This window comes from Streptomyces sp. NPDC048590 (genome assembly GCF_043199535.1).
Taxonomy (GTDB): Bacteria; Actinomycetota; Actinomycetes; order Streptomycetales; family Streptomycetaceae; genus Streptomyces.
On sequence record NZ_JBICWC010000005.1, the window covers coordinates 357,764 to 384,407 of the forward strand.

Sequence of the window (26,644 nt, forward strand, 5' to 3'; positions counted from 1 at the left end):
CAGCAATTCCGGCTTGAACGCTCCTCAGGAAAGGGACACCTGGAGCCATGCGAAGAATCCGGACAGTCGCCGGCGGCGCGGCCGTCATCACCCTGCTCGCAGCCGCGACCGCCTGTGGTGGCGGTACGTCCACGGACGGCGGGTCCGAGTCGCCCAAGACCCTCACCTACTGGGCGTCCAACCAGGGCCCCAGCATCGAGGCCGACAAGAAGATCCTCACTCCCGAGCTCAAGAAGTTCGAGAAGCAGACCGGCATCAAGGTCAAGCTGGAAGTGGTCCCCTGGTCGGACCTGCTCACCCGTATCCTGACCGCCACCACCTCCGGCCAGGGCCCCGACGTCCTGAACATCGGCAACACCTGGTCGTCCTCGCTCCAGGCCACCGGCGCACTGCTGCCGTGGGACGACAAGAACTTCGAGAAGGTCGGTGGCCGGGACCGCTTCGTCGAGTCGGCCCTCGGCTCGACCGGCGCCGAGGGCAAGGACCCGGCGGCGCTCCCGCTGTACTCCATGGCCTACGCGCTCTACTACAACAAGGTCATGTTCAAGGACGCCGGCATCGACAAGCCGCCGGCCACCTGGGCCGAGCTGACCGAAGCCGGCAAGAAGCTCTCGCAGAACGGCAAGTGGGGGCTGGGCGCCGAAGGTTCGAACCTCTCCAACAACATCCACCAGGTCTTCGTACTGGCCAAGCAGCACGGCGCGGACTTCTTCGACGCCTCCGGGAAGCCGACGTTCACGAGCGACGGCACCGTGGCCGCGGTCAAGCAGTACGTCGACATGATGGCCAAGGAGAAGATCGTCGCTCCCGGCAACGCGGAGTACGCGCAGAACCAGTCGCTCAGCGACTTCTCCAAGGACAAGACCGCGATGGTGCTCTGGCAGGCCGCCGCCACCACCTTCAAGTCCCAGGGGATGGACGACGAGGAGTGGGGCGTCGCCCCGGTACCCGTCCAGTCCGGGACCCCGGGTCAGGGTGAGCAGGTCAACTCGATGGTGGCCGGGATCAACATCGCCGTCTTCAAGAACAGCAAGAACATCGACGGTGCCACCAAGTTCGTGAAGTTCATGACGAGCGACGCGGAGCAGAAGATCCTCTGCCAGACATACGGATCCGTCCCGCCGGTCAAGGCGGCGCAGGACGACCCCGCGTTCGACCGGCCGGAGCTGAAGGTGCTGCGCGAGACCCTGGCCACCAGCGCTGCCGCCCTGCCCCAGGTGCCCGACGAGTCGCAGTTCGAGACCAACGTGGGCAACGCGGTCAAGGCGCTCTTCGCCAAGGCGGCAGGAGGCGCGGCGATCTCCACCGCCGACGTGAAGGCCGAACTCACCAAGGCCGAGCAGCAGATGGCCAGTCAGTGAGCGATGTGTCCATGACCACCATCGCGAACCCCGAAGCAGGGCGGCCGACGGTGCATCAGGACACCCCCGGGGAGGCGCCGTCCAAGCGGCGCCGCCCCGGGCGCATCCGCCGCATCGGTCTCCCCTACCTGCTGCTGCTCCCCGCGGTCCTGCTGGAACTCCTCGTCCATCTCGTGCCGATCGGCTTCGGCTTCGTCATGGCCTTCAAGGAGCTCACCCAGTTCTACCTCCGCGACTGGACCGCGGCTCCCTGGCGCGGCCTGGAGAACTTCTCCATAGCCGTCGACTTCGACGCACCCGTGGGGCAGGCGTTGCTGCGCTCCTTCTGGGTCACCTGCCTCTTCACCGTGCTGGCGGTGGGCCTGTGCTGGCTGCTCGGAGTCGCGGCGAGCATCTTCATGCAGGAGACCTTCGCCGGCCGCGGCGTGCTGCGGGCCCTGTTCCTCGTGCCGTACGCGCTGCCCGTGTACGCGGCGGTCATCACCTGGGCGTTCATGTTCCAGAGGGACAACGGCCTGGTCAACCACGTACTGCACGACCAGCTCGGCCTCACCGACGGCCTGCCCTTCTGGCTGATCGGCGACAACGCCTTCTACACCCTGCTGATCGTCTCCGTGTGGAAGGGCTGGCCCTTCGCCTTCCTGATCGTGACCGCCGGACTGCAGAACATCCCCAAGGAGCTCTACGAGGCGGCCGCCCTGGACGGCGCAGGCATGTGGCAGCAGATCCGCCGCATCACCCTGCCGTCCCTCAGGCCGGTCAACCAGGTGCTGGTCCTCGTCCTCTTCCTGTGGACGTTCAACGACTTCAACACCCCGTTCGTGCTGTTCGGCAAGTCGGCTCCGGAGTCCGCGGACCTCGTGTCCGTGCACATCTACCAATCCTCCTTCGCCACCTGGAACTTCGGCACCGGAGCGGCCATGTCGGTCCTCCTGCTGCTGTTCCTGCTCCTGGTGACGGCGGTCTACCTGCTGCTCACCTCTCGGGGGAGGAAGGCCTCAGATGTCTAGCACCACCGCACCCCGCGGCCGGGCCCCACGCTCTCCGATGGCGTCCCCGCGTTCCTTCATCTGGGCGCGGCGGGCCTTCCTGACCGCGCTGGCGGTGTTCGTCCTGCTGCCGGTGTACGTCATGATCTCCAGCTCGCTGAAGCCACTCGAGGACGTCTCGGGCAAGTTCCAGTGGATCCCCAGCGGCCTGACGATCCGCCCCTACTTCGACATCTGGGAGACCGTGCCGCTGGGCCGGTACTTCGTGAACTCGCTGATCGTGGCCGGTGCGGCGACCGTCCTCTCGGTCGTCATCGCGGTCTTCGCGGCGTACGCCGTGAGCCGCTACACCTTCCGAGGCAAGCGCGTCTTCACCGTGACGGTGCTGTCCACCCAGATGTTCCCCGGCATCCTGTTCCTGCTGCCGCTCTTCCTGATCTACGTGAACATCGGAGAGGCCACCGGTATCGCCCTCTTCGGTTCGCGCGGCGGTCTGATCCTCACCTACCTCACCTTCTCGCTGCCGTTCTCGATCTGGATGCTCATCGGCTACTTCGAGTCCGTCCCGAGGGAACTGGACGAGGCGGCCATGGTGGACGGATGCGGGCCGGTCAAGGCCCTGTTCCGGGTGGTGGTGCCCGCCGCGGTGCCCGGCATCGTCGCGGTGGCCGTCTACGCGTTCATGACCGCCTGGGGCGAGGTGCTGTTCGCCTCGGTCATGACCAACGAGACGACCCGGACCCTCGCCGTCGGCCTCCAGGGCTACTCCACCCAGAACGACGTCTACTGGAACCAGATCATGGCCGCCTCGCTGGTCGTGAGCATCCCCGTGGTGGCCGGGTTCCTGCTGCTCCAGCGCTACCTGGTGGCCGGACTGACGGCCGGGGCGGTCAAGTGACCCACGGTGGAGCCGGCGCCGAGGCCGCGGCATCGCGGACCACGGGCCGGCCCGCCAGGACCTGACCGGCGCGCGCCACCGCCACCGACCGCCACCGGGGAGCGGCCGGTGGCGACCTGCCCGGGTTGCCCGGCGCGGACCGTGCTTAGCTGGAGTCATGATCGATGACTTTCTGTACGGGGCGGCCGGGGCGACCGCCGAGGTGGAGGCGGTGGTCCGGGAAGCCGTCGCGGCCGAGATCCTGCCGCGCTACCGGCAGCTCGCCGCGCACGAGATCGTCGAGAAGAGCGGTCCGCACGACCTGGTCACGGCGGCGGACCGGCTGGCCGAGGCGCATCTGACCGCCTCCCTGACCCGCCTGCTGCCCGGCTCGGTGGTCGTCGGCGAGGAGGCCGTCCACGCCGACCCGACGGTGTACGACGCGCTCGGTGGCGACGCCCCCGTATGGATCGTGGACCCGGTCGACGGCACCCGTCAGTTCGTGCACGGTGAACCGGGCTTCTGCACGCTCGTGGCCCTCGCCCGGCACGGCCGGGTGTACGCCTCGTGGACGTACGCCCCCGTCCTCGACGAGATGGCGGTCGCGGTCAGGGGCAAGGGCGCCACGCTCAACGGCACCGCCCTGCACAGTGGTTCACCGGCACCCGGCGCCGTGCTCAAGGTGGCCATGTCCCACCCCGACTACACCTCCGACGCCCAGAAGCGGGCACTGCTCGGCCTGCGCACCGAAGGCATCGACGCCCGCTCGTGCGGTTCGGCGGGTCTGGAGTACCTCGCCGTCGCCTGCGGTGCGCAGGACGCCGTGGCCTTCAACTGGGAGTTCGCCTGGGACCACGCGGCGGGCCTGCTCCTCGTGACCGAGGCGGGAGGCACCGAGGCCACCCTCTCCGGCGCCCCCTACCGCATCACCGGCGGGAACGACCTCCCCTTCACCGCCGCCAGGGACGAGGCGACGGCCCGGCGGATCCTCGAAGCGCTGCGCGCCGGCCCGCAGGGCACCGGCGCCGAAGCCGGCTGATCAGCCGGTCTCCAGGACCGCCCGTACGTCGCGGACCACACCGGCCGCCGTCTCCACCGCGGCCGGGTCCAGGCCCCGCAACGCCGCGGACACCCGGTCCGCGAAACCGGGCGGCGCGTCCGGCAGGGCGGCAGCGGCGGCGAGGGCGCCCTTCTCGTTGAGGCACCACCTGCGGTGGTGGGCATGCAGAACCTGGGCCAGGACTCCGAAGGCCCTCGACAGGCACAGGGCGACGTGCATCGTGTCGCCGGACGGGGCCGACTTCCGGGCGGAGGCCACCGAGAAGTCCGCCTCCCACACCGCAGCCGTCAGCGCGCGGCGCAGCGGCTCGGGATAGGTGCTCGCCGCCTCCCGGAGTGAGGTCAGGGTGGAGCGCGGATCCGCGAGCACCCGGCAGAGGGCTACCTCGCCCGCGTAGCAGGGCGACCAGAAACCCAGCGGGTGACCCGGCTGGATCCCCACCTCGAAGCGGCCCGCGCGGCAGTCCGACCACACCGACTCCACCCGGTCGAGGTCGCGCAGGATCCAGTCGACCGCGACACCGTCCACTTCCAGCCAGGCTCCGCCGTTCACCCAGGGGCCCCAGCCGCCGGGTCCCGCGACCTCTACCGGTGACCCCTGCGCCTCGGACGCGAGAGCGGTGAGGGCCGGCAGATCCAGGGCTCCCCGGTAGTAGAGGCCCAGGTCCCAGTCGGAATCGGGCCTGTGGGTGCCGCGGGCCCGGCTCCCGCCCAGGACGACCGCCTCGACGCCGGGGATCCCGGCGATCCCTGCGGCCATCGCGGCGATGCCGGTCGGTGTCGTGTGCGCGTCGGTCATCGAGCGGGACACTACCCGGCCCGCGGCCGCCCACGCGCCCGAATATCCTGGTGTCCCCGGCCGACAGAGGAGTCCGAAGGTGCCACCGATGCTGGATGCCGTTGTCGTGGGGGCGGGCCCCAACGGGCTGACGGCCGCCGCCGAACTGGCCCGCCGAGGTCTCGCCGTGGAGGTGTTCGAGGCACGCGACACCGTCGGGGGCGGGGCCCGCACCGAGGAGCTGACCCTCCCCGGCTTCCGCCACGACCCGTGCTCCGCGGTCCACCCCCTGGGCATCGGCTCCCCGGCCTTCAAGGACATGCCGCTCGCCCGGCACGGCCTCCGCTGGCTGCAGGCGCCGCTGTCGCTCGCCCACCCCTTCCCGGACGGCACCGCCGCCGTGCTGACCCGGTCCGTCGGGGAGAGCGCCATGTCGCTCGGCCCGGCGGACGCGGGCGCCTACCGCAGGATGCTCGCCCCCTACACCGGCCACTGGGACTCGCTCGCCGCGGACTTCCTGCGCACCCCCTGGGACGGCCTGCCCCGGGACCCGTACCGCTGGGCGCGCTTCGGCCTCGACGCGATCCAGCCGGCGGCCCTGCTCGCCAGGCGCTTCCGGGGCGAGAAGGCCCGCGCTCTGATCGCCGGACTCGCCGGCCACGCCATCGCGCCGGGCACCGGTTTCGCGACCGCCGGCATCGCCCTGATCTTCGCCCTCGCGGCACACGAGGAAGGATGGCCGGTTCCGTACGGCGGCTCACAGGCCATCTCGGACGCCCTCGCCTCGTACGTGCGCGAACAGGGCGGTCTGATCCGCACCGGAATCGAGGTCAAGCGCCTCGACGAGCTCCCGCCCGCCCGCGCGTACGTGTTCGACACCTCGCCGACCGCGGTGGCCCGAATCGCCGGACTCGGTGGCGCTTACGACGGCTACCGCTACGGCGCGTCCTGCTTCAAGATCGACTACGCGCTGTCGGGCCCCGTCCCCTGGACCGCGGAGGAGGCGCGGAGGGCGGGAACGGTCCACGTGGGTCCCACGGCCGGTGAGATCGACGCCTCGCTGCGCGCCGCGGTATCGGGCAGGGACCCGCAGGTCCCGTTCCTCATCACCGCACAGCCCAGCCTCGTCGATCCGACCCGCGCGCCCGACGGCCGTCACGTGTTCTGGGCCTACGGGCATGTCCCTGCGGGCTGGGAGGGGGACGCAACCGAGGTGATCGAGCGTCAACTTGAGCGCTTCGCACCAGGGTTCAGGGACCTCGTCCTGGCTCGCGCGGTGGCGGGACCACCACAACTCGCGGTCCGCAACGCCAACTACGTCGGCGGCGACATCTCCACCGGCGCGTTCGCCGGACTGCAGACCGTGCTCCGGCCCAAGCTCGCCCGCGTGCCGTACGCCACCGCCCATCCGGCCGTCTTCCTCTGCTCCTCGGCGACCCCGCCCGGACCCGGCGTCCACGGTATGTCCGGCCACCACGCGGCGAAGGCGGTGTGGCGGCGCCTGCGGTCGGCGTGACCGCCGGTGGGCATCGTGAACTCCTGGCGTGCACGCCAGGGTTCGTGAGCGTCAACCCCGGGGGGCTGCGCCCTCCGGGGACCCGAGGTATGGGCAACACCCCTGCGATTGCGCGTACTCATGCAATCTGATGCTTGCTTTTGTTCGTAACACGCTTCTTTCGAGTATCCATTGACACGTAACTGGTCTCACGGCCAGAGTCGTGACCGCCAACGCTGCCGGTCACGCATCGAGGAGTGTCTCGCCATGCCCGAAGTCCCCGCAGTCTCACGCCGCCTGCTCCTCGGAGGGACACTGGCCGCCGGGGCGGCCGCCGGTCTCGGCCCCGCCACCGGAGCGGCCGCGGCCACACACGCCGCGCACGCCGACGACACCGCCACGCCCCGGCGCCGGCCGGGTCAGAAGTCGATGATCAACGTGCCGTTCGAGCCGTACGAAACGGTGCGCGTCGGTGTCATCGGGCTGGGCAACCGCGGATCGGGCATGGCCACCGGATGGTCCGTCATCCCCGGCTGCACCGTGACGGCCGTCTGCGACATCCGCGCCGACCGTGCCGGGCGCACCGCCGACGCCCTGGAGGCCGAAGGGAAGCCCCGCCCCGCGGAGTACGGCGGATCCGAGGACTCCTACGCCGCGATGCTCAAGCGCGACGACATCGACCTCGTCTACATAGCGACACCCTGGGAGTTCCACTACGAGCAGGGCAAGGCGGCGCTCCTCGCCGGGAAGCACGCCGTCGTCGAACTGCCCGTCGCGACCGAGCTGGACGAGTTGTGGGACCTCGTGGACACCTCGGAACGCACCCGCAGGAACCTGATGCTGTCGGAGAACTGCAGTTACGGCCGGAACGAGCTGGCCATGCTGAAGATGGCGCACGAGGGCCTGTTCGGTGACGTCACCAACGGCCACGGCGGCTACCTGCACGATCTGCGCGAGCTGCTCTTCTCCGACACGTACTACACCGACGCCTGGCGCAGGCGCTGGCACACCCGCAGCACCGCGTCGTTCTACGCCATGCACGGGCTGGCGCCGATCGCCGCCGCCATGGACATCAACCGCGGTGACCGGATGACCACGCTCAAGGCCACCGCGACCGCGCCCAAGGGGCTCGCGGACTACCGCGAGCGTTTCGTGCCGAGGTCGCACCCCTCCTGGCGTGAGACCTACATCAATGGTGACCTGGTCACCTGCTCGATCGAGACCGCCCAGGGCAGGACGATCAGGGCCGAGCACGACGTGAGTTCACCGCGACCCTACAGCCGCATCAACTCACTGGCCGGCAGCCGTGGCATCTTCGAGGACTACGCCGGGACCTCGGCGACCGGCGGGCGTGTCTACGTCGAGCCCGACCACAGCGGCCACTCCTGGCGGGACTTCGACTCCTACCGCAAGGAGTTCGACCACTGGCTGTGGAAGAAGCTCGGCGACGAGGCCGAGAACGGCGGCCACGGCGGCATGGACTACGTGCTGCAGTGGCGCACCGTCCAGCTCATGCGGGCCGGGCTGGTCCCCGACATCGATGTGTACGACTCGGCGTCCTGGTGCGCCCCCGTACCCCTGAGTGTCATGTCCCTGGCAAACAAGGGGCGTCCGGTGGCTGTCCCCGACTTCACGCGGGGCGGATGGGTGAACCTGCGTTCCGGACTGGACTCCCGCAGTACGGACATGCCTCCGGTCTCCTGACCAGGGCCACGCACACGCGCACACGGGTCGGACGTGGGTGCGGACGTACGGACACGGCGGCACACGAAAGGGAGTACGCGATGAGATCAGTTCGGCGGACCGGACGTTTCAGAACGTTCATGGCGGTGGTCGCGATGACCGGGGCGGCGGCGGTCCTGCCCTCCCAGGCGTCGGCCGCCTCCGAGGCACCGGCGGGCGGAGGCAGCCACCGAGGTGCGGGTCTCCTCCGTCGACCTCGACGGACCGGCCGTCTCGACGGTGGAGGTCACCGTCACCAACACCGCCCCACAGCACCTTCGTTCGCTCAAGATCGCCTTCGCGGGGCCGAAGGGCTGGGCCGTGCAGCCGGCCGTGCAGGAGCTGGGCGGTTCCCTCGCGACGGGGGACGAGGCCGGGGCGGCGTTCCGCATCCAGGTACCGGAGAAGCGACAGGGCTTCTTCATGCGGACGTTCACCGCGACCGCGACGTACCGGGGCGGGGACGGTCTGGGCACGGCCACCGGCACCCGTACCGAGACCACCGGGTCCCCCGAGGAGAACCTGGCGGCGGCGTACAACAACGTCGCGGTCACCGACGAGTCCGCGACCGGGCCCGGCGACTTCGACGGTGAGGGCAACAGCTTCTCCGCGCAGAAGCTCGCGACGGTCGGCCTGACACCCGGCGCGAAGGTCGAGGCCCTGGGCGCCGAGCTCACCTGGCCCGACGTCCCCGCCGGCACCGAGGACAATGTGGCCGCGGCGGGGCAGGCGGTGAAGGTGCCCGGGAAGGGCGACAGCCTCGTCCTCCTCGGCTCGGGCGTCACCAGCAACGCCACCGGGAACGCCACCGTCCACTACACCGACGGTACGTCCCGCACCGCAGCGTTCGGCTTCCCCAACTGGTCCTTCGACCCCGCCGACGCCCACGGGGCGACCCTGGTGAAGTCGACGGACGGCCGCAACCGCCCGGACGGCTACGGCAACGCCACGGTGCAGTACCGGATCTTCGCCCACTCCGTTCCGCTCGACCCGTCCAGGACACCCGACTTCGTCGTCCTGCCGGCCAACTCCAACATCCACATCTTCGCCATGGCCACAGCGTCCTGATCCCTGGCGGACATCGGCGCCGGTCCGGGGGCGCCCCCGGTGCCGAAGGGCCGGCGGGAGCGTGTGAGGCTCCCGCCGGCCCTTCGCCGGTCCCGCGCGGCCGAGAACCCGTCAGACCGGGACCACCGCGTCCTCCCGCATCCAGCCCCGGCCGTCCGCCGCGGCGTCCGTGGTGACCAGTACGTAGCCGTACTCGTTGTAACCCGCGCCCTCGCAGGTCGAGGCGCCGACTATGTCACCGGCCTGCTTGGTCTTCACGACCACGCTGGCCGGGTTCGGGTTCTCGTACACCCCGGCGGTCGGCCACACGACCTTGTACTGGCAGCCGGCCTGGGCAGCGGCCCCGGCGCCGGGGGCGGTGACCAGCGCACCGGCGAAGCCGAGTGCGGCGACCAGGACGGCGGTGGCGGGACGTGTCATACGCATGAGTGGTGGAGCCTTTCGGTGATCGATGATCTGTCGGAGCACAGAATGGCAGGCCTCACGGCGGTCTCACCCCACTGCGGCCGGTGAAGATGTTCCGAAACCGCCCCGGAGGACACCGGAGAGCGCCCGCCGGTTCCCTCGACCCGGCCCGAACGCCCCTCACGACCGGTGCACGCGCGCGGGGAAATGACGCACCGTCAGAGTGCCTCGGGTCCTCGCTCGCCCGTGCGTACCCGGACGACGGTCTCCACCGGCAGCGCCCACACCTTGCCGTCGCCGATCTTGCCGGTTCGGGCGGCCCGGACCACCGCGTCGAGCACCGGCTCCGCGTCCGCGTCCTCGACGAGGACCTCTATCCGGACCTTCGGCACCAGGTCCACCCGGTACTCGGCACCCCGGTAGACCTCGGTGTGCCCGTGCTGACGTCCGTAACCGCTGGCCTCGGTGACCGTCAGTCCGTTCACCCCGAGTTCCTGGAGGGCCGTCTTCACCTCGTCGAGACGGTGCGGCTTCACGACTGCGGTGATCAGCTTCATCGGGTGGAACTCCTGTCCTGGGTGCGGCGTTCGGGGCGGCCGGGCGTCTGCGAGGCGGCATGACCCAGGCCGCCGTGATCGTAGGCGCTCTCGGCGTGGACCGTCTGGTCCAGGCCCGTGAGTTCCTCGTCCTCGGACGCCCGCAGGCCCATGAGCCGGTCGAGCCCCTTCCCGATCGCGTAGGTCATGAGGAAGGTGTACGCGGCCACCGTGACCACCGCCACGGCCTGCCGTGCGAGCTGGCCGGCCCCGCCGCCGTACAGGAGCCCCTCCGCGTCGCCGGTCATGGCCGTCGTCGCGAACAGCCCGACCAGCAGGGTGCCGACGACCCCTCCGACGAAGTGCACGCCGACGACGTCGAGCGAGTCGTCGTAGTCGAACCGGAACTTCCAGGCCACCGCGTACGAGCAGACCACTCCGGCGACGAGTCCGACGGCCGCGGCACCCGCAACGCCGACGGTCCCGCAGGCCGGGGTGATCGCCACCAGCCCCGCGACCGCTCCGGAGGCCGCGCCGAAGGTGGTCGGGTGGCCGTCCCGCTTCTGTTCGACGAAGAGCCAGCCGAGCAGGCCGGTGCACCCGGCGACCAGGGTGTTGAGCACCGAGGCGGCGGCCAGACCGTTGGCCCCGAGCGCCGAACCACCGTTGAATCCCAGCCAGCCGAACCAGAGCAGGCCCGCGCCGAGCACCACCATCGGCAGGTTGTGCGGACGCATGGCGTCCTTCTTGAAGCCGATGCGCGGCCCGACGACCAGAGCCAGTGCCAGCCCGGACGCGCCGCAGGTGATCTCCACGACCAGACCGCCGGCGAAGTCCAGCGCGCCGAGCGAGTCCACGATCCATCCGCCGGGCCCCCACACCCAGTGGGCGACCGGAACGTATACGAGCAGGGTCCACACCGGTACGAAGGCGAGCCAGGCCGCGAACTTCATACGGTCCGCGATCGCCCCGCTGACCAGTGCGGCCGTGAGGATCGCGAAGGTCAGCTGGAAGGTGCTGAACAGCAGGGTCGGGACGCTTCCGGTGAGATCGGCGGGGCCGATCCCCACCATGCCCACGTGCTCCAGGCCCCCGACCAGTCCGGCGAAGGTGTCCTCGCCGAAGGCGAGCGAGTAGCCCGCGACCAGCCAGACCACGGTGACCAGGGCGATCGAGACGAAGCTCATCATCAGCATGTTGAGCACGCTCTTGGTGCGGACCATTCCGCCGTAGAACAGCGCCAGTCCCGGAGTCATCAGCAGCACGAGGGCGGTCGCGGCCAGGAGCCAGGCGGTGTCGCCCGTGTCGAGGCCGGTCGAGGCCAGGGTCGCGGGGGTCAAGGGAGAGTTCCTCCTCGGGGCGGCGTGGGGTCCGGCCCGACGAGGGTTGCGGGCGTGCGTTTCGCGGAGGACGCCGCGATGTTTCCGGCGTGTTTCATTGCGTGAAGGTGACCGAAACCTCACACGAGGTGGAAACCGGGGCGTCCGGTGGACGCGGGGAGCGGGGTGGCCCGGCCCGTACCGGCGCCTGCGGCCGCAGGGGGACGTCGGCCCGGGTGGTAAGGGCTACAGGCCTGCGGGAGCGCGCAGTTGACCCACGGGTACGATCTCCGGCCGTACGGAGTCACCCTCCCTCGAAGCTGAAGTGGAGTCCTTGTGCCCCTCTCGATCCTGAGCGATCCCTCTGCCGTCGTCTCCCGGCTGCGCACGCCGTCCGAGAGCTGGGTGGAGGCCTGCACCGGTGAGGGCGGGGAGCTGTTTCCCTCCATCGACATCCCGCAGGCCCGGTTCAGCAGCAAGGGCGTCGGCTGGGTGGCCGAGCCGGCCGAGATCTTCACCGGCTGCTACGACGAGGACGAAGAGATCCCGGACGAGTGCGTCTGCATCGCTTCCTACGGGCTCGACCAGCAGATGATGGAGATGCCCACCGGTGAGATCGCCGTGTACAACCCAGGCGGCTGGGACAGCGCTTCGGGCATGGCGTCCTCCTGTGACTTCGTCTCCGAAGGGCACGCGGGGGCCGCGGTCTCCCTCCTCGCCGCCATCGTCGCGGAGCTGGAGGTCCTGGACGGTCTGGACTCCGGCCCGCGTGAGACGGCTCTGAGGGTCGCTCTCGGGGAGGTCGATTCCTTCGTCGAGGCCCTGCCCGACGATGTGGACGGTCCGCACTTCTGGAGCACGGTGACCCGGGACCTGCGCAGGCACTACCGGATGCCGTGAAACGAGGGCCCCGCACGCCGCCCCGGCCGGCGCTCCGACGGCTGAGCCGGCGGGCCGTAGGGGGCCCGCCGGCTCAGCCGACTGCGTACCACGTCATGCGATGTCCCGTCAGCGGCGCGTGGTGGCGCATGCCGCCGGGCGGTGGGGGAGCGGCACTACTACGGGGTCACTTCCTTGCCGCCGAAGGTCACCACGAGGTGGCCGTCCTCGGCGAAGGACCAGTCCATCGCGCCGGAGTAGGCGGAGCAGTCCGAGCCGTTCGAACCGGTCCAGAACTGGTTCGAACCGTCGGCGTCACCTACGGTCTTGTCGTTCGAACCGTCGTCCTTGCGGCAGGAGACGTTGTTCCGGAACACCGAGGTGCCCTTGTCGAACGAGAAGTTGCGCTCGGCGTTGTCGATGCCCACGTTGTCCGAGACCGTCATCGAGCCGGGGTTGCTGTTGTAGGTGAACCCGTGATGGCCGTTGTCGTACGCGATGTTGCGCCGGACGATGTGGTCCACCTCGATGTCGTCGCCGCCGAGCTTGAAGCCGTTGCGGTCGCCGTCCGCGTTCACGGTCCCGTCGGAGAGGGTGCCGTTGCTGTACGAGAGGGAGTCCTCGATGGTCACCGGGCCGATGGGGCCGGTCTCCGACTTGGTGTAGAGGTCCCAGCCGTCGTCGATGTTGTTGTGGGACACCGTGTACCGGAAGACGTTCCCCGGGCCCGAGGTGAGCTTCGAGGCGAAGCCGTCGGCGTCCTCGCCGTCCGAGTCGGCGTTGTCGTGCGACTCGGAGCTGAGGATCAGGTTGTTCGCCGGCCACTCGTCGTCGGGGGTGTCGGAGGCGATCCGTGAGATCTGGAGGCCGGAGTCGTGGTTGAAGCGCGTCACGACATGTTCGATAACGTTGTTGCTGCCGCCGACGAAGATCCCGTTGTCCCCGGCGTGCTCCACGACGATGCCGTCGACGTGCCAGTACGCGCCGTTCACGGCGAGTCCCCGGTTGGCCGGGTCCTCGCTCATGGCCGAGAAGTCGAGGACCGGGGTCTCACCCGGGTATGCGGCCAGCGTCGTACGGGCGCTCGCCGAACCGTCGTTGCCCGGAGGGATGGTGACGGTCTCGGAGTAGGTGTACGTGCCACCTCGCAGGTAGATCGTCCCGCCGGAGGTGACCTTGCCGATCGCCGAGGCGAGGGTCGTGGGGTCGGACTCCGTCCCTGCCGCGTCGGCGCTGCCGTCCGGAGCCACGTAGAGGGCGTCCGCGGCGATCGCGGCGGTGGCGCTGACCGCCCGGGTGCCCGTGGCCGACGCCCCGGGCGCGTTGGTGGCCTGCGCCATGGTGGTGCCGGACAGCGCGACGAGTGAACCGGCCAGCAGGCCGACACAGGCGATGACGGGCTTCTTCTTCTGCATCGTTCGTCTCCAGGGTGGTGGTTCGTGTGACCAGTGGGGGGCCGGAGCGGCGGATCCGGGGGAATCTCTCGGCGTCGCCGGGGCGGTCGGGTGGGGGGAAGGAGACCTGACCGGCGGGCCGAGCGGGACGGGGGTGTCCCGTCGTGGGGGGCGAGTCACCGCGTTCCATGACCCGACTTTTGTTCTGGTGTGTGAACAAGAGGTGCGGGTGGTAGCGGATCACGTGGGGGGCAAGCGCTTTCTTGGACCGTAAACCTGTGTCGTGGTCGCGTCAATACATGTGTACGTGATTGCAGTTCATCAATCTGAACGATGTAAGGGTGGGGGCACTTATCTTTCCGGGGTCGGCCGAACACGGCAGGGGGGCTCGGGAGCATCCGTTCCGGAACCGCTGCCCGAAAGGTGGATGTCGGATTTCCGCCAGCTCCGGGGACTCCCCGTGGCGGATGCTTGGAGCATGCACACCGACACCGCCCGCTGCGTCCGGGCCGTCCGGTCGAAGGACGCCCGCTTCGACGGCTGGTTCTTCACGGCGGTCCTGACCACCGGGATCTACTGCAGGCCCAGCTGCCCCGTGGTGGCGCCGAAGGCCGCCAACATGACCTTCTACCCCAGTGCCGCCGCCTGCCAGCAGGCCGGCTTCAGGGCGTGCAAGCGGTGCCGCCCCGACACCAGCCCCGGTTCCCCGGAGTGGAACGCGCGGGCCGACTCCGTCGCCCGGGCCATGCGCCTCATCCAGGACGGTGTGGTCGACCGGGAAGGTGTGACGGGACTGGCCGCCCGACTCGGCTACTCCGCCCGGCAGGTCGAGCGCCAGCTGCTCGCCGAGCTCGGCGCCGGACCACTGGCACTGGCCAGGTCCCAGCGGGCCCAGACCGCCCGTGTGCTCATCGAGACGACCGGACTGCCCATGGCGGAGGTCGCCTTCGCGGCCGGATTCTCATCCGTCCGTACCTTCAACGACACCGTGCGGGAAGTCTTCGCCCTCGCCCCCGGCGAGCTGCGCACACGTGCCGCGCGGGGAGGCCGGGCCCCCGCCACTCCCGGGGTCATCTCGCTGCGGCTGCCGTACCGGGCGCCGCTCACCCCCGGCAACCTCTTCGGACACCTCGCCGCGACCGCGGTTCCCGGCGTCGAGGAATGGCGTGAAGGCGCCTACCGCCGGACCCTCACCCTCCCGCACGGCCACGGCATCGTGGCGCTGTCCCCACGGGCCGGCCACATCGACTGCCGGCTCTCCCTCACCGACCCCCGCGACCTCACCCAGGCGATCAGCCGCTGCCGCAGACTCCTCGACCTGGACGCCGACCCCGTCGCCGTGGACGAGGTCCTCCGCTCCGACCCCCAGCTCGCACCGCTGGTCGACGCCGCACCCGGCCGGCGTGTGCCGCGCACCGTCGACGCGGCCGAGTTCGCCGTGCGCGCCGTACTGGGACAGCAGGTCTCCACGGCGGCCGCCCGGACCCACGCGGCGCGGCTGGTGCGGGCCCACGGGGTTCCGGTGGAGGACCCCGAGGGCGGACTGACCCATCTCTTTCCGCAGCCCGGCGCACTGGCGGACCTCGACCCGGAGGCCCTCGCCCTGCCGCGCAGCCGACGCGTCACGCTCACCACCCTCGTGACCGCCCTCGCGGACGGCTCACTGCGTCTGGAGGAGGGCGCCGACTGGGACGAGGCCCGCGCTCGGCTCACCGCGCTGCCCGGCTTCGGGCCCTGGACGGTCGAGGTCATCGCCATGCGCGCCCTCGGCGACCCGGATGCCTTCCTCCCCACCGACCTGGGCATCCGCAGAGCCGCCGAACGGCTCGGCCTCCCGGCGACCCCTGCGGCGTTCACCGCACGCGCCACCCGCTGGCGCCCGTGGAGGGCGTACGCCGTGCAGTATCTCTGGACCGTCGACGACCACCCCATCAACCACCTGCCCGCCTGAGGAACGCCCCATGACCAGTACCTTCACGACGGCCAGGCAGCACACCGCCGTCGACAGCCCGTACGGGGAACTCACCCTCGTCGCGACCGACGGTGTGCTGTCCGGCCTCTACATGACCGGACAGCGGCACCGCCCGCCCGAGGAGACGTTCGGCGTCCCTGACCCGCGGCCCTTCGTCGAGACCGCCCGCCAGCTCGACGCGTACTTCGCGGGGGAACTGACGGAGTTCGACCTGCCGCTGCGGTTGGAGGGCACCGACTTCCAGCGCGCCGTCTGGGCGGAGCTCGTACGGATTCCGTACGGGGAGACCCGCTCGTACGGCGAACTGGCGGACCGTATGGGGAAGCCGGGAGCCTCCCGAGCGGTGGGCCTCGCCAACGGCCGGAACCCGGTGGGGATCATCGTCCCCTGCCACCGGGTCGTCGGAGCCTCGGGGAGCCTGACGGGGTACGGCGGCGGGCTCGACCGCAAGCAGCGGCTGCTGGACTTCGAGCGGGGGGCGGAACACGAGACGCCGGCTCTGTTCTGAGCGGGTCTGGCCGAGCGGCCCTCGCTCAGCGGCCTCGCCGGATCGGAGAGCCGAACCGGCGAACACCCCCGGGCGGGGTGGGCCGTCCAGCCTCCGGCGGTTCCGCCCCGGGCAGACCTGCCGGGCGGCCCGGGCGGCCGCCCCGGGCCGCCCGGCCTTCCCCGGCGCCCGGCTCAGCCCGTGAAGATCTCGATGACGGACCAGATCGCCAGGGCCAGCATGCAGAGACCGCCGATGCGCTGCACCGTCTTGAGCGGCACACGCTTGGCGATGAAACGTCCGGCCAGGAGCGCCAGCGCGGACACCGACATCAGGGCGGCGGCGGAACCGATCGCCGTCGACCAGGCGCCGTTGCTCGCAGCGAGGTTCGCGGTGGTGATCTGGGTGAGGTCGCCCCACTCGCTGATGAAGACCGCCATGAAGGCGGTCGAGTAGACCGGCCAGAAGCCGGTGACCGTCTTGACCTCCTGGTCCTCGTCGTCGTCCCCGCCGCCGCTGCGCAGCAGCATGAACGCGCCGAAGGCGAAGAGGGCGGCCGAGACCAGCTTGACGATCCAGTCGGGCAGCAGGCCGATCAGCCCGCCCGCCCCGACCGCGATGGCGACGTGCACGATGAACGCGGAGGACGTGCCGAACCAGACGTAGAGGGGCCGCATACGCGTGCCCATGGCCAGCGAGGCGAACATCGTCTTGTCGGGGAGCTCCGCGAGGAAGATCAGCCCGAAGGCGGTGAGAATCGCCAGGGGGTCGAGATGCATTCCGGGTGGCTTTCTGTAAGGGCCGGGCCCAGGCGTTCCGCGAAGAGCCGTACAGGCTGATTCGGAGGACCACTCGGCCCGGCATGACCGCAGCGCCCGCGGGTGCGGGCGTGTCATACCTGACCGAAGGTCTCGCCCGCCCGTGATGGTCCTCGGGCCCGGCCACCGGGAGCCCGAAAGCTCCAGTATGTCGACGACCGGTTTGCGGGGCTACTCCCCTTCGCAGCCCTCAACACTACCTCACGGGATCTTCGACGGCCCGTCCCGGTGATGTCCGGAAGATCAGCCACGCCGCCCGGGGCGAGCGCACCTTCATGAGCCGCCGATCCACTGAGGCGTTCGGGACGGAACCCTCCCACCCCACGGTCAGCGCCTGGGCGGCGGAGGGCGGCTCGGTGTCTCGGACCCGCCGGAGATCCTGGACCTGTACGCTTTCAGCCCTTCCCGCCGTGTCAGGGCAGGCCTGGAGGGCTGAGCGCCACGCGATCCGGCGGGCGACAGGGGAGGTACGGGATGAGTTTCCGGCTGGCGGCCTACGCCGTGTGCGTCCGGGACGGGCGGGTCCTGCTGGTCCGGGCCGTACCCGCCGCGGGGGAGCCGCTGTGGTCGCTGCCCGGCGGGAAGGTGGAGCACGCCGAGGACCCCTTCGATGCGGTGACCAGGGAGATCACCGAGGAGACCGGCTACGACGCGGTGGTCGAGGAACTCCTCGGGGTGGACTCCCGGATCGTCCCCTCGGCCGAGCGCACCGTCCCCGGCGGCCCCGAGCACCAGAACGTCGGCATCTTCTACACGGCCCGGATCACCGGCGGGAAGCTCCGGCCGGAACCGAACGGCGAGACCGACGCCGCGGTCTGGACGCCGATGGACGACGTCGCGGCCCTCCGCCGTTCGTCCCTCGTGGACATCGGCCTCGCCCTGGCGCGGACACGGCCGCCGACCGGTCACGTCGATCCCGTCCCGACCGGCGGCCTGATCCAGCACTGAGGCGCCTCCGCGGCAGGCCCGCGGCGTCCCTACCCGTCGCCCGGCTCCGCCGCCAGCCGCTCCAGCAGCGCGGGAAGCGCCGTCCCGATGGGCTCGCGGACGACCTCCTGCGCCGACTCGTCGTACGGCGTCGGCTCGGCGTTCACCACGATCAGACGGGCCCCGTGCTCCACCGCGATCCCCGCCAGCGAGGCCGCGGGCTGCACCTGGAGCGTCGTGCCCACCGCGATGAAGACCTGGCTCGCCTTGGCGATCGCCATCGCCTGGGCGAGCACCTCCGGGTCGAGCCGCTCGCCGAACATCACGGTCGCCGACTTCAGGATCCCGCCGCAGACGGTGCACGGCGGGTCCGGATCACCGGCCTCGACCCGCGCCAGGGCGTCGGCCATCGACGACCGTGCGTGGCACCTGGTGCAGACCACCTTCCGGGCGGTGCCGTGGAGTTCCAGGACCTTCCGGGCCGGCAGACCGGCCGACTGGTGCAGCCCGTCGACGTTCTGCGTGATCACCCGGACCGGAGTACCGGATCGCTCGAGAGCGGCGACGGCACGGTGCGCCTCGTTCGGCTCGGCGTTCCAGGCCGCGCTGGTACGGCGCATCTGCCAGGAACGCCGCCGGATCTCCGGATCGGCCATGTAGAAGTCGTAGGTGACGAGCTTCTCCGCCTCCGGATCCTTGCGCCAGAGGCCCTGTGGGCCACGGTAGTCGGGGATGCCGGAGTCCGTGGAGATCCCGGCGCCGCTGAGGATCGCGACGAGAGTCATGGCCCGAGCCTACGGACGGCCCCCGGGCCGCCGCGAGGGCATTTTCGTAGGCGCGGGCGGCGAGGACTCCGGCGTCGCGCCCGGGAACCTCACCCGGTGACCAGCCGCCCGTCCTCCAGCTCGGCAGGGCCGGTCCCGGAGTCCAGCGCCTCGAGCGCCGCCGCGACACGGAACCCGAGGCTGCCCAGCAGATGAGCGGGCAGATCCTGGCGCTCCACCAGCCGCCAGGAGAGGAGTTCCTCCTCCTGGAGCCGGATCGCGTCGAACGTCTCCGGGGCCAGCACCCCGCCGTCGTACAGATACGCGACGATCGGCGGACGTCCGGTGCCCCGGACCCAGTCGACCACGAGCAGCCGGCCCGGCGGGAGGTCGAGCCCGATCTCTTCCAGGGTCTCCCTGCGGGCGCCCTGCCGAGGGCTCTCCCCGTCGTCCGACTCGACCGTTCCGCCGGGCAGCGCCCAGCCCTCCCGGTAGTTCGGTTCGACGAGCAGAACCCGTCCCCGGTCGTCCCTGAAGAGGGTCGCCGCCCCCACGAGCACACGGGGGAGCCCTGCGATGTACGTGGCGTAGTCAGAGGTGGTCACGGAGGCAGCGTAGGCGCGGCGCAGCTGGTTTCGGACAGCCATGGGCAGATCAGGGGTGCTCCGGATAGGGTCGGGGCGGCGCGACTGCCTGTTCGAAAGCAAAGGGATACAAGGTGACGGACGGAGCAGTGATGGAGACCCCCCACGTGCTCGTGGCGGCGGACAAGTTCAAGGGCTCACTGACGGCCGTACAGGTCGCTGAGCGGGTGACTGCCGGGCTCCGGCAGGTCGTCCCCGGGCTGCGGGTCGAGACCCTGCCCGTCGCGGACGGCGGCGACGGTACGGTCGCGGCGGCGGTGGCCGCAGGGTTCGAGCGCCGCGAGGCGCGGGTTACGGGGCCTCTCGGGACACCGGTCACGGCGGCGTACGCGGTGCGTGACACCACGGCCGTGGTGGAGATGGCCGAGGCCTCGGGCCTCCAGCATCTGCCCGAGGGGGAGTTCGCCCCGCTGACGGCGACCACCTACGGCTCCGGGGAGCTCCTGGCCGCGGCGCTCGACGCCGGTGCCAGGACGATCGTGTTCGGTGTGGGCGGCAGCGCCACGACGGACGGCGGCGCGGGCATGCTCGCCGCTCTGGGTGCCACTTTCCTCGACGGTGATGGCAAGCCCGTCGGTCCCGGCGGCGCGGCACTCGCCGGGCTCGCCGAGGCCGATCTCTCGGGCCTCGACCCCCGGCTCAAGGACATCGACCTGATCCTGGCCAGCGACGTGGACAACCCGCTGACCGGCCCGAAGGGCGCGCCCGAGGTGTACGGGCGGCAGAAGGGCGCCACCGAGGACGACATCGCCGTCCTGGACGCGGCGCTCGTCCACTACGCGTCCGTGCTCGGCCCCGAGACCGCCGGACTGCCCGGAGCGGGTGCCGCGGGCGGCATCGGCTACGGCGCCCTGGTCGCCCTGGGCGCGCGGTTCCGCCCCGGCATCGAAGTCATGCTCGACGTACTGGGCTTCGCCCCGGCGCTCGCCCGGGCCACCCTCGTCATCACCGGGGAGGGCTCGCTCGACGAGCAGACCCTGCACGGCAAGGCCCCCGCGGGGGTCGCCGCGGCGGCACGCGCCGCGGGCGTGGAGGTCGTCGCCGTGTGCGGGCGGCTCGCCCTGCCGGCCGAGGCCCTGAGCAAGGCGGGTATCCGCCGGGCCTACGCCCTGACCGACCTGGAGTCCGACCCCGCCGTCTGCATGGCGCAGGCCGGGCCCCTGCTGGAACGCACGGCCGAGGCGATCGCCCGCGATTTCCTGTCCTGACGCAGCGTGCCGTGAGGGGCGCTGTTCCGGCCCCTCGCGGCGCTTGTAGCCCCGGGCGCCCGGAGGTTTCCGGCCCCTCGCGGCGCTTGTAGCCCCGGGCGCCCGTACGTCTCCGGCCCCTCACGGCGCCGGTCGGCCGGCAGGCGGCCGTCCTCCGGCCCGCTCACATCCGCTGTGCCGTCAGCCTGAGCGCGTCCAGGGCCAGCATCATCTCGACCAGTTCGCGCGGCCGCGTGAGCGACCGGGACGTCAGCCGCTCCAGCCGGCGCAGTCGGTTGAGCACCGTGTTGCGGTGGCAGTACAGGCTGGTGGCCGCCCGTCCCGCCGACCCTCCGCACTCCAGCCACGTCTCGAGCGTGCCCACCAGCAGACCGCGGTCGGCCGGGTCCAGGGCCAGCAGCGGACCGAAGACGTCCGCGACCAGCCGGGCCGACAGCTCCGGCTGGCTCACCACGAGAGCCGCGGGTAGCCGGTCCTCCAGCCGCACGATCTCCGTCGCGCCCGGCAGGCAGGTCAGCAGGGCGACCTCGGCCAGCCGCCGTGAGGCCCCCAGACGCGCCAGCCCCTCGGCGACCGGTCCCACCCCTCCCGGTCCCGGGCAGCACCGCGCGAGCAGCGCCGAGAACACCGCCGGGTCCCGGTCGTCCAGGGTGGCGACCACGATCTCCCGGTCCGCCCCCGCCCGCCGGAAGCACCGCAGGCCCTCCGCCTCCATGACGGAGCCGACCCGGTCACCCCCGCCCCCGCGCAGGACCGCGACCGCGTAACGCCCCTGCTCCGGCACGTCCAGACAACCGGACGCGCGCGCCACGAGATCCGGCTCCGGCCGGTCTTCCAGCAGGGCGTCGAGCAGGGCCGGGCCCCGCTCGTCACCGCGCCGCCGCGTGTGTTCGCTCCGTCCCGGAGCCGAGCCGCTCATGGCCGGTGACAATGCCACCGGCCGCCCCGGGTACGACGGCGCCGGCTCCCCCTCTGTGCGCGCGCACAACGGGGCCCCTCGAAGACTGGTCACCCGCAGCGAGTGAGCCCCGTGCCGTGGACGCGTCCCGCGCCCCGCTGCTGGTCTGTGGCACCACAACGACCAGTCGGAAGGAGGAGGACGCATGGCAACGCTCGAGATTCGCGAACTGTCCGTGGGCTACGGCCCGGTACGGGCACTGCGCGACGTCTCCGTCGACGTGCCGGCCGGCGCGATCACCGCCGTTCTCGGTGGCAACGGCGCCGGTAAGACCACGCTGCTGCGGGCCGTATCGCGGACCCTCGGCTTCCACCGAGGGACGGGCACGGGCACCATTCGCTTCGACGGCCGTCCCCTGGACGGGCTGCGCCCCGCCCAGGTGGTGGCCGCCGGAGTGATCCAGGTGCCGGAAGGGCGGCAGGTGTTCGCCCGGATGACGGTGGCGGACAATCTGCGGGCGGGCGCGCTCGGGGCCCGCGGTGGGCGCAAGGCGGCCGCCGACGCCCTCAGGCGCGTGCACGAACTGTTCCCGGTGCTCGCCCAGCGGGCACACCAGCGCGCGGGACTGCTCTCCGGTGGCGAACAGCAGATGCTGGCCATGGGCCGCGCGCTGATGGCCGGGCCGCGTCTGCTGCTGCTGGACGAGCCGTCCCTCGGACTCGCCCCGCTGATGGCGGCGAAGATCGCCGAGACCATCCAGGAGATCAACGCGGGCGGCACGTCCGTCATGCTCGTCGAGCAGAACGCGGCCATCGCGCTGCGCCTGGCCTCCACGGCGTACGTACTCGACGTCGGTGAGGTCGCCCTCGACGGCCCGGCCGACGAACTCGCCGCCTCCGACGAGGTACGCCGCCGCTACCTCGGCGTGGTCGACGAGACCGCAGCGGCCGACGCCGCCGAGGCGGAAGGCGCCGTCCGCACCCTGAGCAGGTGGTCCGCATGACGACCGTCACCCCGGCACCCCTCACCGTGAATGAGGTGACCGTACGGTTCGCCGGACTCACCGCCCTCGACGCCGTCTCCTTCACCGTCGAACCGGGCAGCGTCCACGCCGTCATCGGCCCCAACGGCGCGGGCAAGTCGACCACCTTCAACGTGCTCTCCGGGGTCTACCGCGCCACGTCGGGCAGTGTGCGCCTCGGCTCCACCGAGCTCACCGGTCTCGCCCCGCACAGGATCGCCGACCTGGGGGTGGCCCGTACCTTCCAGAACCTGGCCCTCCCCCCGCACGCGACCGTCGCCGAAAGCCTGATGCTCGGCCGTCACCGGCTCACCCGGGCCGGATTCGTGGCCTCCGGTCTGAGACTCCCCTCAGCAACGCGTGAGGCTAGCCGGCACCTCGAACGAGTGCGTGAGATAGCCGAGTTCATCGGCCTGGACAAGGAACTCGACTTCCCCGCCGCCGCGCTCCCGTACGGAAAGCAGAAGCTGGTCGAACTCGGCCGCGCCCTGTGCATGGAGCCCGAGGTCCTGCTCCTGGACGAACCCATCGCCGGGATGACCGCCGACGAGCGCCGCCGCACCGCCGCCGTCGTCGCCGGGGTGCGCGACAGCCTCGGCATCTCGATCGTCATGGTCGAACACGACATGGGGGTGGTGATGCGGCTCGCGGACGCGGTGACCGTACTCGACTTCGGACGCAGGATCGCCGGTGGCACGCCCGCCGAGGTGCAGAACGACCCGGCCGTCGTGCAGGCCTACCTGGGAGCACAGGAATGACCACCTTCATCGAACTCCTCCTCGGCGGCCTGTCCATAGGCTCGGTCTACGCACTGATCGCCCTGGGCTTCGTCGTCATCTTCAAGGCGACCGAGGTCGTCAACTTCGCGCACGCCTCACTCCTGCTGGCCGGCGGATACGTCACCGCGGTACTCCACGACGACATCGGCTTCTGGCCCGCCCTGGGCGTCGGCATCGCGGGGGCGGCGGTCGTCGGCTCGGCGGTCGAGTTCTTCGTGATGCGCCGCTACCGGGGCAGCGACCAGAGCGTCCTGGCCATCGTCACCATCGGCGTCGACATCCTCCTCACCACCGAACTCGTCCGGCGCATGGGCACCGACGTCATGTCGCTCGGCGACCCGTGGGGCGACGACGTCGTCACCGTCGGGGGCATCACCCTCGCCGAGACGCGCATCGCGGCCTTCCTCGTCGCGGCGCTGCTCATCACGGCGTTCCTGCTGGCCTTCCGATTCACCTCGTGGGGCGTCTCCATGCGGGCGGCGGCCGAGAACCCGCAGACCGCCGCGCTCATGGGCATCCGCCTGGGCAGGGTCTCCCTCTCCGCGTGGGCCGTCGCCGGGGCACTCGCCGCCGTCGCCGCACTGTTCCTGACCGTCTTCCCGACCCCGGGCCTCGAACGGGCCACCTCACTCGCCGCGCTCAAGGCCTTCCCCGCCGCGATCCTCGGCGGTCTCGACTCGACCACCGGGGCCCTCGTCGGAGGGCTCGTCGTCGGCGTCACCGAGTCACTCGCCACGGGCTACCAGAGCGATCTCTCCTTCCTCGGACGCGGCATCGGCGACCTCGCCCCGTACCTGGTGATGGTGGTCGTCCTGCTCGTCCGGCCGGCGGGACTCTTCGGTACGAAGGAGCTGTCCCGTGTCTGAAGCCACCAAGGACGCCACCGCGCCCGCCGCGGGGGCCGTGCCCGCCACCGGGACACCGTTCGCCGGACGGCTGCGTCGCCCCGCCCCCTACCTCTGGCTCGCCGGCTCCGTACTGCTGCTCCTCCTGCCGTTCTACCTGGACCGCTTCTGGCTCCAGGCCGGACTCTTCGCGATGGCCGCCGCGATCGGGGCGATCGGGCTCAACCTGCTCACCGGCTCGACCGGCCAGCTCTCCATGGGCCATGCCTTCTTCCTCGCCGTGGGCGCGTACGGCTACTGCGTCCTCGCGGGGGAGAGCAGTACCGAGAACGGCCACGCCCTCAGCGGGCTCGGACTGCCCAGCTGGCTCGCCGCGCTCCTGGCAGTGCTCCTCGCGGGCGCCGCGGGAGGGCTCTTCAGCCCCATCGCGGGCCGGCTGAGCGGCGCCTACCTCGGAATCGCCACCCTCGCACTGATCTTCATCGGTCAGCACGTGCTGTTCAACGCGGAATCTCTCACCGGCGGTTTCAACGGACGCCCGGTTCCTCCGCTCTCGCTGTTCGGCTTCACCTTCGACGACGCCGAGGTGGTCGTCGCCGCGGTGCCCTTCCAGTCCTCCGAGAAGCTCTGGTACCTCGCGCTGGCGGCCCTGCTGCTCAGCGCCCTCTTCGCCCGGGGGGTGCTGCGGGGCAGGCCGGGCCGTGCCCTCAACGCCATCCGGGACCACCGGATCGCGGCCGGCGTGATGGGCGTGCCGGTGGCCAGGTACCGGGCGGGCGTCTTCGTCCTGTCCTCCATGTACGCGGGCCTCGCGGGCGTCCTGCTCGCGCTGGTCTTCCAGCGGACCGTGCCCGAGTACTTCGGCATGATCCTGTCCCTCGAATACCTCGCCATGATCGTCATCGGCGGGCTGGGCAGCGTCGCGGGAGCCGTCATCGGCGCCGCGTTCGTGTCGCTGCTCCCTCAGGTGCTCACCCACTACAGCGACTCCCTCCCCCTGGTGTCCGCCCCCGGTACGGGCGGCATCGCACCCGGGGAGGCGTCCCGCTATCTGTACGGCGCCGCGGTCGTCGCGGTCGTCCTGTTCCTGCCCGGCGGCATTGCGCGTCTGAAGAATCCAGGGGAGAAGAAGAAATGAAGCTACGTGTTGTCGGAGCCGTCGTGGCGGCTCTCACCCTCACCCTCGCGGGATGCAGCGAGAAGGCCAAGTCGTCGGACGACGGCGCTGCCGACGAGAACGGCGTGAAGAGCGGGCAGGGGGTCACCGAGTCGAAGATCACCCTCGGCGCCCTCACCGACATGACCGGTGTCTACGCCTCGCTGGGCAAGAGCGTCACCCAGGCCCAGCAGCTCTGGGTGAAGGAGACGAACAAGGCCGGCGGCATCTGCGACCGGCAGATCGAACTCACCGTCCGCGACCACGCGTACGACCCGCAGAAGGCCATCGGCGCCTACACCGAGCTGGAGCCGGAGGTCCTCGGCTTCACCCAGTTCATCGGCTCCCCCTTCGTCGCCGCCGTCGAGTCCCGCGTCGACGGGCAGGACAAGGGAATCGTCCTGCCCCAGGCCTGGTCCGCGAATCTGCTCGGCTCCAAGTACGTCCGCGTCATCGGAGCCACCTACGACGTCGAGACGATCAACCTGATCGACTTCCTGCTCGACGAGAAGCGCATCGCCAAGGGCGACAAGATCGGTCACGTCTACTTCGAGGGCGACTACGGCGAGAACGCCCTGGCCGGCTCGAAGCACGCGGCTCAGGAGGCCGGGCTCACCGTCGTCGAGCAGAAGATCAAGCCGACCGACAACGACATGACCGCCCAGGTGTCCGCCCTCAAGCAGGCCGGGGTGAAGGCCGTCGTCATCAGCGCCGGACCGCGCCAGGCGGCCTCCCTGGTCGGGGTGGCCGCGGCCACCGGCTTCGACGTCCCGGTCGTCGGCAACAACTCGGCGTACGCCCCGCAGTTGCTCGCCACGCAGGCGGGCGCGGCCCTTCAGAAGGACTACTACATCGGAGCCTCCACCCTCCCCATCGGCGACGCGGCGGAAGGACCCTCGAAGCTCGCCAAGGCCTACAAGGCCGAGTACCCGAAGGACGCCCTCGACAACGGGGTCATCGCCGGATACAACGCGACGGCGGTCTTCGGCGAGGCGCTGAAGAAGGCCTGCGAGTCGAAGGACCTCACCCGCGAGGGCGTGGACAAGGCCCTGCTGACGGTGAAGGACTTCGGGGCCGACTTCGGCATCTCGCACGACTTCACCGACCCGGCGGCGCCTTCCACCCGGCAGACCGTCGTGATGAAGCCGGACGCCAAGAGCCCCGGTGGACTCAAGGTGGTCCGCCCGGCCGAGGTGGCCCCGGCCGCCGAGTCCTTCTCGCTCAAGCCCTGATCGCACCCGGC

The 26,644-nt window shown here is 71.0% G+C and carries 26 protein-coding genes; 17 read left to right on the top strand and 9 right to left on the bottom strand.

All coding sequences use genetic code 11. From position 1 onward, the window contains the following. The first annotated feature begins 47 nt into the window (after positions 1-47). From ACGFNN_RS17500 to ACGFNN_RS17515, 4 genes are all read left to right on the top strand, one after another. Positions 48-1,361, top strand: coding sequence for an ABC transporter substrate-binding protein (locus tag ACGFNN_RS17500; protein WP_393556741.1), 1,314 nt, complete (start codon positions 48-50; stop codon positions 1,359-1,361). An 11-nt stretch (positions 1,362-1,372) separates the two neighbouring features. Continuing rightward, positions 1,373-2,371 (top strand): sugar ABC transporter permease, encoded by a 999-nt coding sequence (locus tag ACGFNN_RS17505; protein ID WP_362670845.1) that lies wholly within the window; start codon positions 1,373-1,375, stop codon positions 2,369-2,371. Continuing rightward, positions 2,364-3,248 (top strand): carbohydrate ABC transporter permease, encoded by an 885-nt coding sequence (locus tag ACGFNN_RS17510; RefSeq protein WP_393556744.1) that lies wholly within the window; start codon positions 2,364-2,366, stop codon positions 3,246-3,248. Before ACGFNN_RS17505 ends, ACGFNN_RS17510 begins: the two co-directional genes overlap by 8 nt. A 157-nt stretch (positions 3,249-3,405) precedes the next feature. Continuing rightward, positions 3,406-4,266: an inositol monophosphatase family protein gene (locus ACGFNN_RS17515; RefSeq protein WP_393556746.1), complete on the top strand. Its 861-nt coding sequence runs from the start codon at positions 3,406-3,408 to the stop codon at positions 4,264-4,266. Here the strand turns inward: ACGFNN_RS17515 and ACGFNN_RS17520 are convergent, their stop codons facing one another. After that, positions 4,267-5,085: a nucleotidyltransferase domain-containing protein gene (locus tag ACGFNN_RS17520; RefSeq protein WP_393556748.1), complete on the bottom strand. Its 819-nt coding sequence runs from the start codon at positions 5,083-5,085 to the stop codon at positions 4,267-4,269. Between the two features lie 79 nt (positions 5,086-5,164). Here ACGFNN_RS17520 and ACGFNN_RS17525 point away from each other — a divergent pair, with 79 nt between their 5' ends. The 3 genes from ACGFNN_RS17525 to ACGFNN_RS17535 all read left to right on the top strand — a co-directional run bounded on the left by ACGFNN_RS17525 (position 5,165) and on the right by ACGFNN_RS17535 (position 9,349). Continuing rightward, a complete protein-coding gene (locus ACGFNN_RS17525) occupies positions 5,165-6,580 on the top strand; it encodes a phytoene desaturase family protein (protein ID WP_393556750.1) in 1,416 nt (471 codons plus the stop codon). Positions 6,581-6,826: 246 nt separating this feature from the next. Then, positions 6,827-8,263, top strand: coding sequence for a Gfo/Idh/MocA family protein (locus tag ACGFNN_RS17530; protein WP_393556752.1), 1,437 nt, complete (start codon positions 6,827-6,829; stop codon positions 8,261-8,263). Positions 8,264-8,476: 213 nt separating this feature from the next. Next, positions 8,477-9,349 (top strand): NEW3 domain-containing protein, encoded by an 873-nt coding sequence (locus ACGFNN_RS17535; RefSeq protein ID WP_393556754.1) that lies wholly within the window; start codon positions 8,477-8,479, stop codon positions 9,347-9,349. A gap of 111 nt (positions 9,350-9,460) precedes the next feature. Here the strand turns inward: ACGFNN_RS17535 and ACGFNN_RS17540 are convergent, their stop codons facing one another. The 3 genes from ACGFNN_RS17540 to ACGFNN_RS17550 form a co-directional block, all read right to left on the bottom strand. Beyond that, the gene (locus ACGFNN_RS17540) at positions 9,461-9,775 is read right to left on the bottom strand and encodes a glycosyltransferase (protein ID WP_393556756.1); all 315 of its coding nucleotides are present in this window, start codon (positions 9,773-9,775) and stop codon (positions 9,461-9,463) included. Positions 9,776-9,972: 197 nt separating this feature from the next. Further along, complete coding sequence (locus tag ACGFNN_RS17545) at positions 9,973-10,311, bottom strand: P-II family nitrogen regulator (protein WP_362674466.1); 339 nt, start codon at positions 10,309-10,311, stop codon at positions 9,973-9,975. Beyond that, the gene (locus ACGFNN_RS17550) at positions 10,308-11,630 is read right to left on the bottom strand and encodes an ammonium transporter (protein ID WP_393556758.1); all 1,323 of its coding nucleotides are present in this window, start codon (positions 11,628-11,630) and stop codon (positions 10,308-10,310) included. The genes ACGFNN_RS17545 and ACGFNN_RS17550 overlap by 4 nt, the downstream gene beginning before the upstream one ends. 315 nt (positions 11,631-11,945) lie before the next feature. Between ACGFNN_RS17550 and ACGFNN_RS17555 the strand changes: the two genes are divergently transcribed. Next, a complete protein-coding gene (locus ACGFNN_RS17555; RefSeq protein WP_393556760.1) occupies positions 11,946-12,509 on the top strand; it encodes a hypothetical protein in 564 nt (187 codons plus the stop codon). Between the two features lie 158 nt (positions 12,510-12,667). Here ACGFNN_RS17555 and ACGFNN_RS17560 read toward each other — a convergent pair whose 3' ends face one another. Next, a complete protein-coding gene (locus ACGFNN_RS17560) occupies positions 12,668-13,903 on the bottom strand; it encodes a right-handed parallel beta-helix repeat-containing protein (protein WP_393556762.1) in 1,236 nt (411 codons plus the stop codon). Between the two features lie 457 nt (positions 13,904-14,360). On the opposite strand from ACGFNN_RS17560, the gene ACGFNN_RS17565 reads away from it, so the two are divergent. Further along, complete coding sequence (locus tag ACGFNN_RS17565; RefSeq protein WP_393556764.1) at positions 14,361-15,833, top strand: AlkA N-terminal domain-containing protein; 1,473 nt, start codon at positions 14,361-14,363, stop codon at positions 15,831-15,833. 10 nt (positions 15,834-15,843) lie between these two features. Next, positions 15,844-16,362: a methylated-DNA--[protein]-cysteine S-methyltransferase gene (locus ACGFNN_RS17570; RefSeq protein WP_393556766.1), complete on the top strand. Its 519-nt coding sequence runs from the start codon at positions 15,844-15,846 to the stop codon at positions 16,360-16,362. A gap of 173 nt (positions 16,363-16,535) precedes the next feature. On the opposite strand, the gene ACGFNN_RS17575 is transcribed toward ACGFNN_RS17570, so the two are convergent. Further along, positions 16,536-17,120, bottom strand: coding sequence for a TMEM165/GDT1 family protein (locus ACGFNN_RS17575; protein ID WP_362544703.1), 585 nt, complete (start codon positions 17,118-17,120; stop codon positions 16,536-16,538). 513 nt (positions 17,121-17,633) lie between these two features. Here ACGFNN_RS17575 and ACGFNN_RS17580 point away from each other — a divergent pair. Next, the gene (locus ACGFNN_RS17580) at positions 17,634-18,107 is read left to right on the top strand and encodes an NUDIX hydrolase (RefSeq protein WP_393556768.1); all 474 of its coding nucleotides are present in this window, start codon (positions 17,634-17,636) and stop codon (positions 18,105-18,107) included. Positions 18,108-18,136: 29 nt separating this feature from the next. On the opposite strand, the gene ACGFNN_RS17585 is transcribed toward ACGFNN_RS17580, so the two are convergent. Then, positions 18,137-18,871: an NAD-dependent deacetylase gene (locus ACGFNN_RS17585; RefSeq protein ID WP_393556770.1), complete on the bottom strand. Its 735-nt coding sequence runs from the start codon at positions 18,869-18,871 to the stop codon at positions 18,137-18,139. A gap of 89 nt (positions 18,872-18,960) precedes the next feature. Then, entirely contained in the window at positions 18,961-19,455 is a 495-nt protein-coding gene (locus ACGFNN_RS17590; protein WP_393556772.1) for an NUDIX domain-containing protein, read from the bottom strand. A gap of 131 nt (positions 19,456-19,586) precedes the next feature. Here ACGFNN_RS17590 and ACGFNN_RS17595 point away from each other — a divergent pair, with 131 nt between their 5' ends. Beyond that, a complete protein-coding gene (locus ACGFNN_RS17595; RefSeq protein WP_393556773.1) occupies positions 19,587-20,702 on the top strand; it encodes a glycerate kinase in 1,116 nt (371 codons plus the stop codon). 163 nt (positions 20,703-20,865) lie between these two features. On the opposite strand, the gene ACGFNN_RS17600 is transcribed toward ACGFNN_RS17595, so the two are convergent. Further along, on the bottom strand, positions 20,866-21,621 hold the full coding sequence (locus ACGFNN_RS17600) for a PucR family transcriptional regulator (RefSeq protein WP_393556774.1): 756 nt from the start codon (positions 21,619-21,621) through the stop codon (positions 20,866-20,868). A 184-nt stretch (positions 21,622-21,805) separates the two neighbouring features. Between ACGFNN_RS17600 and ACGFNN_RS17605 the strand changes: the two genes are divergently transcribed. Genes ACGFNN_RS17605 through ACGFNN_RS17625 form a run of 5 tightly spaced genes read left to right on the top strand, consistent with a single transcriptional unit; the run spans position 21,806 to position 26,633 of the window. Continuing rightward, the gene (locus tag ACGFNN_RS17605) at positions 21,806-22,603 is read left to right on the top strand and encodes an ABC transporter ATP-binding protein (RefSeq protein WP_393556775.1); all 798 of its coding nucleotides are present in this window, start codon (positions 21,806-21,808) and stop codon (positions 22,601-22,603) included. Next, positions 22,600-23,379 (top strand): ABC transporter ATP-binding protein, encoded by a 780-nt coding sequence (locus ACGFNN_RS17610; RefSeq protein ID WP_393556776.1) that lies wholly within the window; start codon positions 22,600-22,602, stop codon positions 23,377-23,379. The genes ACGFNN_RS17605 and ACGFNN_RS17610 overlap by 4 nt, the downstream gene beginning before the upstream one ends. After that, complete coding sequence (locus tag ACGFNN_RS17615; protein ID WP_362674480.1) at positions 23,376-24,266, top strand: branched-chain amino acid ABC transporter permease; 891 nt, start codon at positions 23,376-23,378, stop codon at positions 24,264-24,266. The genes ACGFNN_RS17610 and ACGFNN_RS17615 overlap by 4 nt, the downstream gene beginning before the upstream one ends. Beyond that, positions 24,259-25,383 (top strand): branched-chain amino acid ABC transporter permease, encoded by a 1,125-nt coding sequence (locus tag ACGFNN_RS17620; protein WP_393556778.1) that lies wholly within the window; start codon positions 24,259-24,261, stop codon positions 25,381-25,383. Before ACGFNN_RS17615 ends, ACGFNN_RS17620 begins: the two co-directional genes overlap by 8 nt. Further along, positions 25,380-26,633, top strand: a complete 1,254-nt coding sequence (locus ACGFNN_RS17625) for an ABC transporter substrate-binding protein (protein ID WP_393556780.1) — start codon at positions 25,380-25,382, stop codon at positions 26,631-26,633. The genes ACGFNN_RS17620 and ACGFNN_RS17625 overlap by 4 nt, the downstream gene beginning before the upstream one ends. The last annotated feature ends 11 nt before the right edge of the window (positions 26,634-26,644 follow it).